This window comes from Streptodolium elevatio (genome assembly GCF_040649515.1).
Classification (GTDB): domain Bacteria; phylum Actinomycetota; class Actinomycetes; order Streptomycetales; family Streptomycetaceae; genus Yinghuangia; species Yinghuangia elevatio.
Genome location: NZ_JBEZFP010000062.1, coordinates 1 through 15,862 on the forward strand (window position 1 = coordinate 1; position 15,862 = coordinate 15,862).

Annotated in this window: 14 protein-coding genes and 1 riboswitch; of the genes, 10 read left to right on the top strand and 4 right to left on the bottom strand. The window is 73.1% G+C overall.

What is annotated here, in order from left to right; genetic code table 11:
- Window positions 1-99: 99 nt before the first annotated feature.
- Window positions 100-711, bottom strand: coding sequence for a hypothetical protein (locus AB0C36_RS22995; RefSeq protein ID WP_358356828.1), 612 nt, complete (start codon window positions 709-711; stop codon window positions 100-102).
- Window positions 712-1,027: 316 nt separating this feature from the next.
- Between AB0C36_RS22995 and AB0C36_RS23000 the strand changes: the two genes are divergently transcribed.
- The 3 genes from AB0C36_RS23000 to AB0C36_RS23010 all read left to right on the top strand — a co-directional run bounded on the left by AB0C36_RS23000 (window position 1,028) and on the right by AB0C36_RS23010 (window position 3,701).
- Window positions 1,028-2,311 carry a sensor histidine kinase gene (locus tag AB0C36_RS23000; protein ID WP_358356830.1) on the top strand — a complete coding sequence of 428 codons (1,284 nt, stop codon included), beginning with the start codon at window positions 1,028-1,030 and terminating at the stop codon, window positions 2,309-2,311.
- Window positions 2,312-2,394: 83 nt separating this feature from the next.
- Complete coding sequence (locus AB0C36_RS23005) at window positions 2,395-3,087, top strand: response regulator (RefSeq protein WP_358356831.1); 693 nt, start codon at window positions 2,395-2,397, stop codon at window positions 3,085-3,087.
- Between the two features lie 77 nt (window positions 3,088-3,164).
- Window positions 3,165-3,701, top strand: coding sequence for a nuclear transport factor 2 family protein (locus AB0C36_RS23010; protein ID WP_358356833.1), 537 nt, complete (start codon window positions 3,165-3,167; stop codon window positions 3,699-3,701).
- A gap of 94 nt (window positions 3,702-3,795) precedes the next feature.
- On the opposite strand, the gene AB0C36_RS23015 is transcribed toward AB0C36_RS23010, so the two are convergent.
- The gene (locus tag AB0C36_RS23015; protein WP_358356834.1) at window positions 3,796-4,626 is read right to left on the bottom strand and encodes a hypothetical protein; all 831 of its coding nucleotides are present in this window, start codon (window positions 4,624-4,626) and stop codon (window positions 3,796-3,798) included.
- 221 nt (window positions 4,627-4,847) lie between these two features.
- Window positions 4,848-4,939, top strand: a riboswitch (cobalamin riboswitch).
- A gap of 157 nt (window positions 4,940-5,096) precedes the next feature.
- Between AB0C36_RS23015 and cobN the strand changes: the two genes are divergently transcribed.
- From cobN to AB0C36_RS23040, 5 genes are all read left to right on the top strand, one after another.
- Window positions 5,097-8,735, top strand: a complete 3,639-nt coding sequence (gene cobN / locus AB0C36_RS23020; protein ID WP_358356835.1) for a cobaltochelatase subunit CobN — start codon at window positions 5,097-5,099, stop codon at window positions 8,733-8,735.
- Window positions 8,728-9,465 carry a precorrin-6Y C5,15-methyltransferase (decarboxylating) subunit CbiT gene (gene cbiT / locus AB0C36_RS23025; protein ID WP_435839103.1) on the top strand — a complete coding sequence of 246 codons (738 nt, stop codon included), beginning with the start codon at window positions 8,728-8,730 and terminating at the stop codon, window positions 9,463-9,465. Before cobN ends, cbiT begins: the two co-directional genes overlap by 8 nt.
- A complete protein-coding gene (cobM, locus tag AB0C36_RS23030) occupies window positions 9,462-10,217 on the top strand; it encodes a precorrin-4 C(11)-methyltransferase (protein WP_358356837.1) in 756 nt (251 codons plus the stop codon). The genes cbiT and cobM overlap by 4 nt, the downstream gene beginning before the upstream one ends.
- 170 nt (window positions 10,218-10,387) lie before the next feature.
- Window positions 10,388-10,708: a DUF4288 domain-containing protein gene (locus AB0C36_RS23035; RefSeq protein WP_358356838.1), complete on the top strand. Its 321-nt coding sequence runs from the start codon at window positions 10,388-10,390 to the stop codon at window positions 10,706-10,708.
- 54 nt (window positions 10,709-10,762) lie between these two features.
- A complete protein-coding gene (locus tag AB0C36_RS23040) occupies window positions 10,763-11,581 on the top strand; it encodes an MOSC domain-containing protein (RefSeq protein WP_358356840.1) in 819 nt (272 codons plus the stop codon).
- Between the two features lie 36 nt (window positions 11,582-11,617).
- Here AB0C36_RS23040 and AB0C36_RS23045 read toward each other — a convergent pair whose 3' ends face one another.
- On the bottom strand, window positions 11,618-12,148 hold the full coding sequence (locus AB0C36_RS23045; protein WP_358356841.1) for a nuclear transport factor 2 family protein: 531 nt from the start codon (window positions 12,146-12,148) through the stop codon (window positions 11,618-11,620).
- 237 nt (window positions 12,149-12,385) lie between these two features.
- Here AB0C36_RS23045 and AB0C36_RS23050 point away from each other — a divergent pair, with 237 nt between their 5' ends.
- Complete coding sequence (locus tag AB0C36_RS23050; RefSeq protein WP_358356843.1) at window positions 12,386-12,970, top strand: TetR/AcrR family transcriptional regulator; 585 nt, start codon at window positions 12,386-12,388, stop codon at window positions 12,968-12,970.
- Window positions 12,971-13,077: 107 nt separating this feature from the next.
- Window positions 13,078-14,280, top strand: coding sequence for a GDSL-type esterase/lipase family protein (locus AB0C36_RS23055; protein WP_358356845.1), 1,203 nt, complete (start codon window positions 13,078-13,080; stop codon window positions 14,278-14,280).
- Window positions 14,281-14,396: 116 nt separating this feature from the next.
- Here the strand turns inward: AB0C36_RS23055 and AB0C36_RS23060 are convergent, their stop codons facing one another.
- Entirely contained in the window at window positions 14,397-15,728 is a 1,332-nt protein-coding gene (locus tag AB0C36_RS23060) for an MFS transporter (RefSeq protein ID WP_358356846.1), read from the bottom strand.
- Between the last annotated feature and the right edge of the window lie 134 nt (window positions 15,729-15,862).

Below are 15,862 nucleotides of genomic sequence, written 5' to 3' on the forward strand. Positions count from 1 at the left end.
CCGGCGGTGGGCCGTGCCCACATGGGCTGAGCCGGCGGTGGGCCGTGTCCGAGGGATCCCTCCGACACGGCCCACCCGAAACGATCCCTCACAGGGGTCCTAGTACTTGCCGCTCAGGTATTTGTCGATCCGCGGGTCGCGTTGCCCGTCGCGGTGCTGGCCGCCGTCCCCGTCGCCGCCCGGGCGCTCCTTGGGCCAGATGGTGTACGTCAGGGCCACGATGGCGTTGATCCCGGCGGCCACGCCCATCCGCCACTGCCATGCCGACAACTCCTCCGTCCGGGAAGAGTCGTCGATCGTCCAGATCGCCAGTTGGAGCAGCCCGGCGGTCACACCGGCGGCCACCGCGGTCATGCCGGCGAACTTCCACTCGTGCGCGGCCCGGGCCATGCCGTACTTCGGCGGCTTGACCGGCGGGGGACCGCCCGCGAAGCGGTGTGCGAACCGGGCGTCGGCCCACTTGATGATGTAGTGCCCGTACGCGACCGAGAAGCCGATGTACGCGGCCGACAGCCCGTGCTTGAAGTCGGCGGTCGCCCCGTTGCTCAGGTCGACGACCGTGGCGACCAGCAGGACCACGTCGACGAGCGGTACGGCGATCAGCAGCGCCGTGCTCGTGCGCCGCAGGCGGAAGATGTACCTCGTGGTCAGCGCGAGGGCCAGGATCACCCAGAAGGCGATCTCGCACCCGACGATCAGGGCGATCATCATCACGGTCTCCTTTGTCGCCGCTCGGGCTTCCGTCCTGCTTCCAGACTCCCGGCGAAAGGCCCCCGAATCGTCGTCGGGTGCGACGATCGTGGGCTGCATAGTTCGATGTACGCGGAGTCACCATGGACACGCCCCGGGGAGGGCGGCGCGGCGTAGTCGCACGTGGTGCGATGGACTCGTACAGCACGACCCGACCGACCCCACAGCAGGACCCCACAGCAGGACCCCACAGCAGGACCCCACGGCAGGACCACGCAGCCAGACCCCCGCATCACCGCCGCAGCCCCGACTCGGCACCCGCACTCGAAAGGCCGGCATGGCACGGAAGCGCCCCCATCCCCACGACCTGCTGCTCGCCGCCGCCGGCTGGGTGGGCGGCGTCGCGGTGTGGGCCGTCGGCCTGAACGACTCGTACCACGACCTGCCCCGCGCGCTGACCCTGATCCCGCTCACGGTCATGGCCTGCACGACGGTGCTGCGCCGGAGCGCACCGCGCACCGCCCTGGCGATCGGCACCGTCACGGTCGTCGTGGACCAGACGACGGTGCCGAACGTAGCCACCGTCATCCTCTTCGCCGACCTGATCTACGCGGCCGCCCTGTACGCACCGCTCCGCACCGCCCGCCGGGTCGCGCCGGCCTGCGTCGTGTTCACGATCCTCAGCACCGTGGTCGCGCTCAGCGTCCTGCGCGACGTCAAGGCGCTCATCGTCGGCGTGTTCGCCGGCCTGGTGACGCTGACGTCCGCGTGGACCGGCTGGATCATCAGGACCCACCGCGACGAGGCGGCGGCCGAACGCCTGCGTGCCGAACAGACGGCGCTGCTGGCGGAATTGGACAGGCGTTCCGCGGTCGAACAGGAACGCGCGCGGATGGCACGCGAGTTGCACGACGTGGTGGCCAACCACCTCTCCGCGATCGCGATCCACTCGACGGCCGCGATGACGGTCGCGAAGAACGATCCGGAGGCGACCTCCCGGGCGCTGGCGGTGATCCGGGAGAGCAGTGTGCAGGGGCTCGCGGAGATGCGGCGGCTGATCGGGCTGCTGCGCGGCAGCGGCGGTGGCGAGACGGCGTTCGCGGGGGACCACGAAGGGGCGCAGGCGGCCGTACCGAGGTTGGACTCGCTGGACGCGATGCTCGCCCGCGCGTCCCGCAGCGGCGCCGACAACGGGCTGGAGTTCTCGCTCGACGACCGCAGGCTCAACGGCAGCGGCCGGCAGCTGCCTGCCCCGGTGGAGCTGGCGGCGTTCCGGATCGTCCAGGAGTCGCTGACGAACGCGCTCAAGCACGCGGCCCCGGGGATGGTGAAGGTGCGTCTCGTGCAGTCGACGCGGCGCCTCGTGGTCGCGGTGGAAAGCCCGTACGTCCCCGGCGACGGGCCGCGCGCACCCGGCGCGGGCGCGGGCCTGGTCGGCATGCGCGAGCGGGCGTCCCTGCTCGGCGGGTCGTTCGAGGCGGGGCCGAGGCCGGAGGAATCGGCCGGGCCCGGGGAGGGGGCGGACGGCAAGACGGCCTGCTGGCAGGTCAGGGCCGAGTTGCCGCTCGGGGACCCGGACGGCGCCCAAGGCTCGGGCCGGCCGATCCACCGCACGACCTGACGGCACGACGACCTGACAACCGGACGCTCTGACCGCATGACAGCACGACCACGAGACCACCGCACCGGGGAGACAGGCAGAGCATGGACACAGGCACCGCCGGCACCATTCGCATCGTCGTCGCGGAGGACCAGGGCGCGGTCCGCGCCGGGCTGGTCCTGATCCTGGGGTCGGCGCCGGGGATCGAGGTCGTCGGCGAGGCTTCGGACGGCGAGGAGGCCGTCCGGCTGGCGCGCGAGCTTCGCCCCGACGTCGTGCTCATGGACGTGCAGATGCCGCGCATGGACGGTGTGGCCGCGACCCGCGAGGTGGTGCGCGACGGTCTTGCCGACGTGCTGGTGCTGACGACGTTCGACCTCGACGAGTACGTCTTCGGCGCGCTGCGGGCGGGGGCGTCCGGCTTCCTGCTGAAGGATTCCGACGCCGAGGTGCTCACCGAGGCGGTACGCCTGGTCGCGCGCGGCGAGGGCATGATCGCCCCCTCGGTGACCCGCCGTCTGATCGCCGCTTTCGCGACCGACGCGGGCTCGAAGGCGGGAGCGCGTCCCGACTCGGCGGCCCAGGCGGCGCTCGACTCGCTGACGCCGCGCGAGCGCGAGGTCTTCGTGTGCCTCGGGCGCGGTATGTCGAACCAGGAGATCGCGGAGCACCTGGCCATGGCGGAGGCGACGACCAAGACGCACGTGAGCCGCATCCTCCCCAAGCTCGGGGTGCGCAGTCGGGCGCAGGCCGCGGTCCTCGCCCACGAGCTGGGGCTGCTGGACGAGGACGTCTGAGCCCAGCTATCTGACGGTGTGTCAGACTGGCGGGGACCTTGATCGACGGGGGAGTGGACCACCCGAGGAGCGGCAGCATGACCGGGACCGAGACCGACCGCCTCGCGCGGCTGGAGGCGTACGAGGAGATCCGACAGCTCGCCGCCCGGTACGCGCTCGCGCTCGACAGCCGCGACGTGCCGGCGCTCGCCTCGCTCTTCGTCGACGACGTGCAGACCGGCGAGGGCGGCGTGGGCCGCGAGGCGCTGGCCCGCTGGTTCGACCCGGTACTGCGGCCGTACGGCATCACGTTCCACCTGATCGGCAACCACATCATCGACCTGGTGGACGAGGACCACGCCACCGGAGTCGTCTACTGCCGTCCCGAGCACGAAGTGGGCGACCTCTGGGTGGTCATGCCCATGCAGTACTGGGACCGCTACGAACGCCGGGACGGCCGCTGGTACTTCCGCAGCCGCAAACCCAAGGTGTTCTACGCGGCGGATGTGCAGGAGCACCCGCTCCGGGTCGCGGACCGGTACAACTTCCCCGGCAACCCCCTCATCACGCGGGCCGAACTGCCGGAGAAGTGGGCGTCGTGGCAGGAGTTCTGGTCGCGTACGGGAAGCGAGTAGACCCGGGCCGAGCAGCAGGCGGTGCTCAGCGGCGTGGGCGGCAGAGACTGAGCGGCAGTCCCATGACCGGCCGACCCGGCGCCGCCAAGTCCCGTCATGCCACGCCGTCGTCGGGCTCCGGCGGGTACGGGCGTCCGGTGAAGTCCCGCACCGGGCCGTAGCGGTGCCGGGCCGCCGCGGCCGCGCCGTCGGCGGCGGCCCGGATGCCGGAGGCGAGCAGGGCCGGATCGCGGCCCGCCGCCCGCACCATGTGCAGGCCCACCAGCGGTGCGGAGCCCGGTGGTTGAGGGCTCGTCAGCTCGGTGGCGGCCGGCACCGGGCGCAGCAGGCCGTGTGTCAGCGCCAGCCACGACCCCGCTATCGCCCGCACCATCAGCGCTTCGGGATCCACGCGGTCGGACGCGCGCCGGGGCCACAGCCGCGTCTCCAGGATGGGCACGTACGGCACCGTCAGATGCCCCGCGGGCAGCCACGGTCCCACGTGGGCGAGGCCGAGGCGCGCCTCCGTCTCGGACAGCCGCCCCTCGCGTACCTCGCGCGCCGCGGCGGCCTCCGCGTCGAACCACCAGGTCAGCCATACGCCCGCGAAGTGCCGGGGCAGGCTCGGCCCCCACGTCGCGGCGGTGAGCGGCGTGCAGTTGTCCGACGGGTCGACGCCGACCGGGAACTGGAACATCAGCAACCCCCGGGTGGCGGGCAGCACTTCGGCCGCCATCGGGAGGCGGAGGCCGACCGAGGCGGTGAGCAGCGCGCGAACCGCCACGTCGTCGAAGGCGTACGCCGGTCCCTCGACCACGCGCGACAACTGCACCCGGGCCATGCGCGCCGCCTGTTCGGCGGGCGGCTCGCCGCGCCACTCGACCGGGGCCATGGTCCGCGCGCCGTGCGCGATCATCGCCGCCCAGTGCCGGGGCGCGCGCTCCACGAGGCACTCCAGGAGGAGCGCACGCCGGTCCGCACATCCTCGTGCGCTCCAACTACCCGGCATATATACGAAGTTAGACCGTGTTGTTGGTCAGAGTATGCTTTTCGGCTGTTTTCCTGAATCGTTACGTATCGCGGGAAGCCGCCCGAACTTGCGGGACTGTGGTGCCCTAGGCGATGCTGACCCCGCACCGGCCCTCGCCGGTGCGGGGAGGACGCGGACAGGAAGCCGGTGCAAGTCCGGCACGGTCCCGCCACTGTGACCGCCCGCGCGGCTGCCGGAGGCAGCGGTGCGGTGCGGGAGTCAGGAACTGCGCGTTCCACCCCTGTTGTCCGATGGGGCGAGGACCCCGGAGAGGCGCGCACAGTGACGACTCCGTCGTGCCCGCAGGCCGCACCACGCGTACGCATACCCGCGGGCAACCCCGCCTTCGCCCCGGACGCGACAGCGCGCCGCGCGGAGGTGGCCCGGTGATCCTCCTCCTCTCCACCTCCGACACCGACCTGCTCAGCGCCAAGGCCAGTGCGGGCGCGTGGCGGCTCGCGAACCCCTCCCGCACCTCGCCCGAGGACCTGCCCGCCCTCGTCGACGGCTGCGATCTCGTCGTCGTCCGCCTCCTCGGCGGCCGCCGCGCCTGGGAGGAAGGTCTCGACGCGCTGCTCGCGGGCCCGCGCCCGGTGGTGGTCGTATCCGGCGAACAGGCCCCCGACGCCGCGCTCATGGAGCTGGCCACCGTCCCGGCGGGGGTGAGCGCCCAGGCCCACGCGTACCTCGCCCAGGGCGGCGCCGAGAACCTCACGAACCTCCACGGGTTCCTCTCCGACACCCTCCTGCTGACCGGGCACGGCTTCGAGCCGCCCGTCGAGGTCGCCGCCTGGGGCCGCCTGGACCGCCCGACCCGCAACCCCGGCGCCCCCGGCGTCGGCGTGCTCTACTACCGCGCCCACCACCTCGCCGGGAACACCGCCTTCGTGTCCGCGCTCTGCGACGCGATCGAGGACGCCGGGGGCCGGGCGGTCCCGGTGTGGTGCGCCTCGCTGCGCGGCGCCGAACCCGCGCTGTTCGACGCGCTGGGCGAACTGGACGCACTGCTCGTCACGGTCCTCGCCGCGGGCGGCGCCCGGCCCGCCGAGGTCTCCGCGGGCGGCGACGACGAGGCGTGGGACGTCGGCGCCCTGGCCGGCCTCGACATCACCGTCCTCCAGGCGCTCAGCCTCACCACCAGCCGCGCGGAGTGGGAGGCCGGCGACGCGGGCCTGTCGCCCATGGACGCCGCGACCCAGGTCGCCGTGCCCGAGTTCGACGGCCGCCTGATCACCGTGCCGTTCTCCTTCAAGGAGACCGGCGCCGACGGCCTCACGTACTACGCCGCCGACCCCGAGCGGGCCGCGCGCGTCGCGGGCATCGCGGTACGCCATGCCCAGCTGCGCCACGTCCCGGCCGCCGAACGCCGGGTGGGTGTCGTGCTTTCCGCGTACCCGACCAAGCACGCGCGCATCGGCAACGCGGTCGGACTCGACACACCCGCAAGTGCCGTCGCGCTGCTGCGCGCGCTGCGCGACGCCGGATACGACGTCGGCCCGGTCGACGGCCCCGACGCCCTGCCCGGCATCGAACCCCCGAACGGCGACGCGCTCATCCACGCCCTCATCGCGGCGGGCGGCCAGGACCCCGAGTGGTTGTCCGAGGCCCAGCTCGAAGGCAACCCGGTGCGCATCGGTGCCGCCGAGTACCGCAAGCGGTACGCCCGGCTCCCGGTCGGCCTGCGCGCCAACATCGAGGAGCACTGGGGCCCGCCGCCCGGCGAGCTGTACGTCGACCACTCGCGCGACCCCGACGGCGAGATCGTCCTCGCCGCCCTCCGCGCCGGCAACATCGTGCTGATCATCCAGCCGCCGCGCGGCTTCGGCGAGAACCCCGTCGCCATCTACCACGACCCCGACCTGCCGCCCAGTCACCACTACCTGGCCGCCTACTGGTGGCTCGACGCCGCCCGCGATGCCGGCGGGTTCGGCGCGAACGCGCTCGTGCACCTGGGCAAGCACGGCACGCTGGAATGGCTGCCGGGCAAGAACCTGGGCCTGTCCGCCGAGTGCGGGCCGGACGCGGTGCTCGGCGACCTGCCGCTCATCTACCCGTTCCTGGTCAACGACCCGGGCGAGGGCGCGCAGGCCAAGCGCCGCGCGCACGCGGTCATCGTGGACCACCTGGTACCGCCGATGGCGCGGGCCGAGACGTACGGCGACCTGACGCGCCTGGAGCAGTTGCTCGACGAGTACGCCAACGTCTCGGCACTGGACCCGGCCAAGGCGCCGGCCGTGCAGGCACAGATCTGGACACTCGTGCAGGCCGCCCGGCTCGACCACGACCTGGGCATCGACGACCGCCCGCACGAGGCGGAGTTCGACGACTTCCTGCTGCACCTGGACGGCTGGCTGTGCGAGGTCAAGGACGCGCAGATCCGTGAGGGGCTGCACGTGCTGGGGACGGCCCCGACGGGGGAGGGCCGGGTCAACCTGGTCACCGCGATGCTGAGGGCGCGTCAGGTGTGGGGCGGGCGTACCGCCGCGCTGCCCGGACTCCGCGAGGCCCTGGGCCTGGTGGAGGGCGGCACCGCCGGGCGCCGCGACACGGACGACGCCGAGGCGCGGGCCTTCGCGCTGGTCGCGGGCATGGAGGCGCGCGGCTGGGACCCGGCCGCCGCGACCATCGTGTCGGCCGAGGTGCTGGACGGCGTCCCCGGTGCGGACCTGTCGGCCGTCACCGACGTACTAGTCTTCGCGGCCACCGAGGTCGTGCCCCGGCTCGACCGAACGGGCGACGAGATCGGCGCGGTGCTGCACGCCCTCGACGGCGGCTACGTCGCGGCCGGGCCCTCCGGTTCGCCGCTGCGCGGCCTGGTCAACGTGCTGCCGACCGGCCGCAACTTCTACACCGTCGACCCCAAGGCGGTGCCCAGCCGTCTCGCGTGGGACACCGGCCAGGCGCTCGCCGACTCGTTGCTCGCCAAGTACCGTGCGGACACCGGGGACTGGCCGCGCTCGGTGGGGCTGTCGGTGTGGGGCACGAGCGCCATGCGCACCAGCGGCGACGACGTCGGCGAGGTGCTGGCGCTGCTCGGCATACGCCCGGTCTGGGACGACGCGTCGCGGCGCGTCACCGGCCTGGAGCCCGTCCCGCTCGCCGAACTCGGCCGCCCGCGCGTCGATGTGACGGTGCGCATCTCCGGGTTCTTCCGGGACGCCTTCCCGCACGTGGTGCTGCTGCTCGACGACGCGGTGCGGCTGGCCGCCGGGCTGGAGGAGTCCGACGAGGACAACTTCGTGCGCGCGCACGTGCGTTCCGACATCGCCGAGCACGGCGACGAACGCCGGGCCACCACACGCGTGTTCGGCTCGCGCCCGGGCGCGTACGGGGCCGGGCTGCTGCCGCTCATCGACTCCCGGACCTGGCGCGACGATGCGGACCTGGCCGAGGTCTACGCGACGTGGGGCGGCTACGCGTACGGCCGGGGCCTGGACGGGGTGTTCGCGCGGCAGGACATGGAGGGCGCGTACCGCCGCATCGCCGTCGCCGCCAAGAACACCGACACGCGCGAACACGACATCGCCGACTCGGACGACTACTTCCAGTACCACGGCGGCATGGTCGCGGCGGTGCGCGCGCTGACCGGGACCGCACCCGCGGCGTACATCGGCGACTCGACGATGCCCGACGCGGTCCGGACCCGGACACTGGAGCAGGAGACCGCCCGGGTGTTCCGGGCCCGCGTGGTGAACCCCCGCTGGATCGAGGCGATGCGGCGGCACGGGTACAAGGGGGCGTTCGAACTCGCCGCGACGGTCGACTACTTGTTCGGCTACGACGCGACGACGGGCGTGGTGCAGGACTGGATGTACGAGCGCCTCGCCGCCGAGTACGTGCTCGATCCGGAGAACCGCGAGTTCATGCGGACCTCCAACCCTTGGGCGCTGCGCGGCATCGCCGAGCGGCTGATCGAGGCGGCGGACCGGGGGCTGTGGGAAAAGCCCGAGGCGGCGACGCTGGCGGGGCTGCGGGATGCGTACCTGGAGGTCGAGGGAGATCTCGAAGGCGGCGAGGATGCCTGAGCGGCCGCCCGCGGCGGCCCCCGCCCCCACCCCGGCTCCGGCAACCGCTGCCCCGGCTCCGGCTCCGACAACCGCGGCTCCGGCCCCGCCCCCGGTCCCGGCCGGCACGGTTCCCGGTCTGCCCGACGACGCGTACCGCAGCGACGGCCAGTTGACGAAGCGTGAGGTCCGCGCGATCACGCTCGCGGCCCTCGCCCCGCGCCCGGGCGAACTGCTGTGGGACGTCGGGGCGGGCAGCGGCAGCATCGGCATCGAGTGGCTGCGCTCGCACGACGCCTGCCGCGCGGTCGCGATCGAGTCCCACGAGGAACGCGCCGACCGCGTACGCGCGAACGCCGCCGGCCTCGGGGTGCCCTGGCTGTACGTCCTCGTCGGCGCGGCGCCCGGAGCCCTGGACCTCCTCGCCGACACCGACACCCCCGACGCGGTGTTCATCGGCGGCGGCCTGACCGTGCCCGGTGTGGTGGAGCGCTGCTGGGCGGCCCTGCGCCCCGGCGGACGCCTCGTCGCCAACGCCGTCACAGCCGAGACCGAAGCGGAACTGGTGCGCCACCGGGCCGAGTTGGGCGGGGACCTGACCCGCATTCAGATCAGCCGCTCGACCCCCGTCGGCCGGTTCACCGGCTGGCGCACCCTCATGCCGGTCACGCAATGGGTCGCGGTGAAACCCGGCCGCGCCGAGGCCGACCGCGAACCGTCCGCCCAGTTCCGGGAGGAGTCCACCGCATGACCGTGCACTTTGTCGGCGCGGGCCCCGGCGCCGCCGACCTGATCACCGTACGCGGCCTGCGGCTCGTCGAGAACGCCGCGGTGTGCCTGTACGCGGGTGCCCTCGTCCCGCGCGAACTCCTCGACTCCGCACCGCCCGAAGCCCGGCTCGTCGACACCGCGAACCTCACCCTCGACGAGATCGTGGCGGAGATGCGGACCGCCCACGCCGACGGCCTGGACGTGGTGCGCCTGCACTCCGGCGACACCTCGTTCTTCAGCGCGGTGGGCGAGCAGATGCGCCGCCTGGACGCGCTGGGGATCCCGTACGACCTGACCCCGGGCGTACCGGCGTTCGCCGCCGCCGCGGCCACCCTCGGCCGCGAACTCACCCTGCCCGGGGTCGGCCAGACCGTCGTCCTGACGCGTGTCTCCAACAACTCCACGGCGATGCCGCCCGGTGAGGACCTGGCCACCCTCGGACAGTCCCGGGCGCTCCTCGTCCTGCACCTCGCGGTCCGCGAAACCGCCCGCATCGTCGACGAGTTGGTGCCGCTCTACGGCGCGGACTGTCCGGTGGCCGTGGTCGCCCGCGCGTCCCGCCCGGACGAACTCGTCGTCCGCGGCCGCCTCGCCGACCTGTCGTCCCTCGTCCACGACAACGGCATCAAGTCCGTGGCCGTCATCATGGTCGGCGGGGTGCTCGGCGACGAAACCGGCTTCTGCGAAAGCCACTTGTACTCGCCGGCCCGAGAGCGAGCCGTGCCGGACTGAGCCGCGGTGGGCTGCGGCGCAGCGCAGGCCGCGCCGACGTCGGTTAGGTGCGGTGGACGGTCCGCTCCGTTCGGGCGCCGCCCCGGACGGTCTCGGCCGCCTCGATCCACTCGGCGTGTTCGAGGGCGCGGACGGCCTCGTACCGGGACCCGGTGGGTAGCGTGGTCGGGATGCAGAGCTACGTTGCGGTGCTGGTGAGCGAGTCCCACGTGTCGGGAGACGCGCCGCTGTTCCAGGAAAGCTTCGTGCTGGTGCGCGCGGTGGGGGAGGACGAGGCGCGGGCGAAGGCGGAGGCTCTGGGCCGGGCGGCGCAGACGTCGTACCTGAACGAGGACGGGCGTACGGTCACCTGGACGCTGCGCCACGTCGTGGACGTCGCCCCGGTGCTCCGGGACGACCTGGGCGACGGCGCCGACCTGTACGCGCGCCACTTCCGGAACATCGAGGCGTACGAGGCCTTCGAGCCGCTGCTGTCGGGTGAGGAGCTGTAGCCCGGCGGCAGGCGGGATTCCGAGGGGCGTGACCAGCCCGGATATTCTGTCGCCATGGCATCGGTCGTCGAACTCAACGTCTATCCGGTCAAGGGGTGCGCGGCGCTGCCGGCGTCCGAGGCCGTGCTGACCGACGCCGGGATCGCGCACGACCGGACCTTCATGGTCGTCGACGACCGCGGTGTCTTCCGCAGCCAGCGCACCGACCCCCGGCTGTCCGTCGTGCACGCGGGGATCGACGCCGACGGGCGGCGACTGGCGCTGCGCGCGGCGGAAGCCGGCGAACTGTTCCTGGACGTGGTCACCGAGTCGCCGCGCGTCGACATCGAGATGTTCGGGACGCCGTACCGCGGCATCGACCAGGGCGACGCGGTCGCCGCGTGGCTGACCGGCGTCCTCGCGGTGCCGAGCCGCCTGGTCCGGGTGCCGCCCGAGCACGAGCGGGTCACGCCCGGGCTGGTCCCCGGCACGGCGGCGTTCGCGGACAGCGGGGCCCTGCTCGTGGTGTCGCGCGCGTCGCTCGACGGGCTCAACGCGCGCCTCGGCGACGCCGGTCCGCTGCCCATGACGCGCTTCCGGCCGAACATCGTGGTCGACGGCTGGACCGAGCCGCATCGCGAGGACGACGTGCGCCGGATGCTCGTCGGCAACACCGAACTCGCCTTCGCCAAGCAGGCCGGGCGCTGCGTCGTCACCACCGTCGACCAGGTCCGCGGCGTGAAGGCCGGGCCGGAGCCGCTGCGTACGCTGGCCACGTACCGCCGTGGCGCGAGCGGCGGGGTGCTGTTCGGCGCGCAGTACTCGGTCGTACGCCCGGGCAAGCTCGCGATCGGTGACACCCTCGACGTCACCGAGTGGGCGGACGGCCGCTGAGGAGCGGCCGTGGCGGGTCGGCCCGAGAAGGTCGCGCTACGGCCGGAAGACCGCGTACGACGGGTCGTCGGTGTCGCGGCGGCCCGCGTCCTCCGGCGGCACGAAGTCGGCGAGTTCGCGCGGGATCGTCTGCACGGTCTGGGCGTCCAGGATGTGGCGCCGCGCGTCCACGGCCCAGCGGCCGTCGCGCAGTGACCAGCGGTCGACGTACCGGCCGCGCGTGGTGATCTCGGAGATCGCCGAGTCGTCGGCGCCGGGGCCGCGGAGCAGGACGGTGACGTACGACTCGCTCACCGCGCTCGTGCCGTCCGCGCCGATCCGGATCAGGATGTTCGTGATCTGGTGGGAGTGCGAGGTCAGCGCCTCGTGCGCCTTCCACACCCAGTCGACGAAGCCCTCGCCGGTGCCGCTGAACATCGGCGGGTAGTCGGCGGTGCCGCCCGGATGCCACACCGACAGCGCGAGGTCGCGGTCCATGCGGTCCAGGGCACGGCAGTAGGTGTAGACGACTTCGGTGATCGCCTGCTTCGCGAGCAGGTCGCGGACTGCAAGATCGAGTTCGGCCATGCGTCGGAGCCTGCCCGCAACAGGCAGCGGATACAAGGCCGATCGTGTCCCGGGGGCAGGTGGCGGTGACGGGCCGGTCCGTCCCCGTCGTCCGTCCCACCGAGTATGCCTCCCGCACCGCCCCCGACCGGGTGGTGGCCGCCCAGGCCGCCTCGCAAAGCTAAGGATTTTTGCCGTTTGCCTAAAAGAGTTAGGCAGATGCATACTCGGTTCTGCCGACAGAGAGGCAGGACGGGCATGGCACGCGCTGGACTGACCGCCGAACGCCTGGCCCGGGCGGGCGCCGAACTGGCCGACGAGGCCGGCTTCGACCAGGTGACCCTTTCGGCGGTCGCGCGGCGGTTCGACGTGAAAGTCGCGAGCCTCTACTCGCACTTGGCGAGTTCCCAGGAGCTCAAGACCCGGATCGCCCTGCTCGCCCTCGAGGAGATGGCCGACCGGGTCGCCGCCGCGCTGGCCGGACGCGCGGGCAAGGACGCGCTGACCGCGTTCGCGGACGTCTACCGCGACTACGCCCGTGAGCACCCGGGCCGCTACGCCGCCGCGCAACTGCGTCTCGACGCCGAGACCGCGGCGGCCAGTGCCGGGGCCCGGCACGCGCAGATGACGCGCGCGATCCTGCGCGGCTACGACCTCGCCGAACCGGACCAGACCCACGCCGTACGCATGCTCGGCAGTGTCTTCCACGGGTACATCTCGCTGGAGATGGGAGGCGGCTTCAGCCATAGCGCCCCCGACACGCAGGAGACCTGGTCGCGCATGCTCGACGCCCTCGACGCCCTGCTGCGGAACTGGCCCGCGGCCGACCCGCCGGCGTCCTGACCCGCGCTGCCGTCCTGACCGGCTGCCGTTTTGACCGGCGCCGGCGTCCTGACCGGCGCTGCGCGGCCAACCCACCGACCGCTCCACCGACCACGAGGGCACCACTCATGTCCCACCCCGCCGAGAACCTCGTCAGCACCCCCATTTCCGCCGAACTGCTGCGCGGCGCCCTCGATTTGGAGCGCACCGACCGCGGCCTGCTGCCGCATCGGCTGCCCGCGTGGGCGCGTGCCCAGTGGCTCGACGGGCAGTTGGCGATGGCCGAGTCGCAGCCGTCAGGCGTACGTCTGGCCTTCCGGACCCGCGCGACGGCCGTCGAACTCGACACCGTGCCGACCAAGCGCGTCTACCCCGGCGCTCCGCCGCGTCCCGACGGCGTGTACGACCTGCTCCTCGACGGCCGCCTCACCGCCCAGGGCACCGTGGCCGGCGGCGACACGCTGATCGTCGACATGGCCGCCGGAACCGCCGAGACCCGACGGGGCGCCCCGGGCACCCTCCGGTTCGCGGGGCTGCCGTCCGACCTGAAGGACGTCGAGATCTGGCTTCCGCACAACGAGACCACCGAGCTGGTCGCGCTGCGTACCGACGCCCCTGTCGAGCCGGTGCCCGACCGAGGCCGCAAGGTCTGGCTGCACCACGGTAGTTCGATCAGCCACGGCTCCGACGCCGCGAGCCCGACCACCACCTGGCCCGCCCTCGCCGCCGCACTCGGCGGTGTCGACCTGGTCAATCTCGGTTTCGGCGGCAGCGCGCTGCTCGACCCGTTCACCGCCCGCAGCATGCGCGAGACGTCCGCGGACCTGATCAGCGTCAAGCTCGGCATCAACCTGGTCAACCACGACCTGATGCGCCTGCGCGCCTTCGCCCCTGCGGTGCACGGGTTCCTCGACACCATCCGCGAGGGGCATCCGACCACGCCGCTGCTGGTCGTGTCGTCCATCCACTGCGCGATCCACGAGGACACGCCAGGCCCCGCGTTCCTGGACCCCGACGAACTGGCCGCCGGGCGCATGGGCTTCCGCGCCACCGGCGACCCGGCCGACCGTACGCGCCTCACGTTGACCACGATCCGCGCCGAACTCGCCCGCATCGTGGCGCACCGGGCCGCCGCCGACCCGAACCTGCACTACCTCGACGGCCTCGAACTGTACGGCGAAGCCGACGCCGCCGAACTCCCGCTCCCCGACCGCATCCACCCGGACGCGGCCACCCACCGCCTCATTGCCGAACGCTTCGCGGCGCTCGCCTTCACCGGCACCGGACCTTTCGCCGACAAGACGAGGGGTGCGGCGACGATCCACGGGTGAACCGCGCAGGCCGAACCGCGTCCCAGGACCGAACCGCGGCCTAGGGAGTGTCTTCAAATTCGCGGCGAGCGTGCGTGCCACGGTTCGCGGGCCCGGCGAGAATTTGAAGACACGACCTAGGGCTGAACCGCGTCGTACGCCGCGTCCTCGCCGTCCCGGCTGTCCGAGCCGTCGCGACCCTCCCGCTCATCCGGGCTCTCCCCGGCCTCGTCGCCCTCGCCGCGCGGCGGATGCCGGAGGAGCAGCGGCGTCGCGAGCAGCAGCAGACCGGCGATGCCGATCGCGGTCCGGGGGCTGTTCAACGCGGCGGCAAGGAGCCCCCACAGGGCGGTCATGGCCGCGATAGAGGCCTTGTTGGTGACCGACCACGCGGTGAGCACCCGGGCGACCCGGTCCGTGTCCGTGTGCAGGAGCCGCCGCGTGGCGAGCACCGGGTTGAACACTCCGCAGCAGGCGATGAGTCCGAACTCGACGGCCATCACGAGGATGAGCCCGGACACTCCCGGGCCGATGAACGCCAGCCCCAGGGGCCAGCACGCCCGCAACGTCCCGGCCGCCAGCAGGACCCGGTGCTGCCCGTAGGCCGCCACCAGGCCGGGCGCGAGCCGGGAGCCGACGAGCCCGCCGACGCACGGCACCGCGAAGGCGAGGCTGTACTGCCACGGGGCGAAGCCGTAGTCGTCGAGCATCAGGACGGCCAGCAGCGGCGCGGACGCCATGATCAGACCGTTGACCAGCACCCCGTTGAAGAACAGCGGCCGCAGCACGGGGTCGGACAGGATGTGCCGCCACCCGTCGAGCAGGTCCCCGGCCCGCATCCGCGACCCCGGCGCCGCCCGGTCCTTCACCCGCGAAGGGCGCGGCTCCCGGCGGCCTATCGCGCGGATCCCCGTCGCGGAGAGCAGGTAGCTGGCCGCGTCGGCCGCCACCGTGACCAGCGGTCCGAACAGTCCGATCATGGCGCCGCCCGCGGGCGGCCCGAGCACGGAGGCGGTCCAGGTCGTGCCTTCGAGCCGGGCGTTGGCGACGAGCAACTGATCAGGCGGCAACAGGGTCTTCAGATACGCGCCCCCGGCCGCCAGGAACGTGATGTCCGCCGCCGCGACGACCACCGACACGAGCACGAGCTGCACCAGGGAGAGCGCATCGAGCGCGTACGCCACCGGCACGCTCGCCATGGCCGCGCACCGGACGAGGTCCGCCCCGATCATCACCGGGCGCTTGCGGCGGAACTCGACCCACGGCCCCGTCGGCACCGCCAGAACCGCACCCACCGCAGGCCCGGAGGCCGCGAGCACCGCCACTTCGGCGGGCCCGGCGTCCAGGATCATGATCGCGATCAGCGGGAACGCGCCGAAGGCGAGCCAGGTGCCGAAGGTGCCCGTCGCGTACGACGCCCACAGCCACCCGAACTCCCGCCCCAGCGACTGCTTGACGCCACTGCCCACCTGTTGCCGCCGCCCCTCGCCCGCTTTGCCGCACCGTCACCCGCACACCGCCGGGCCGCACCGCCGGCCGCCCCGCAGGGAGCACGGTAGAGCACCGGGGTGGTGGCTCCGCTCGACCCGGGGCGGTTGCCGCC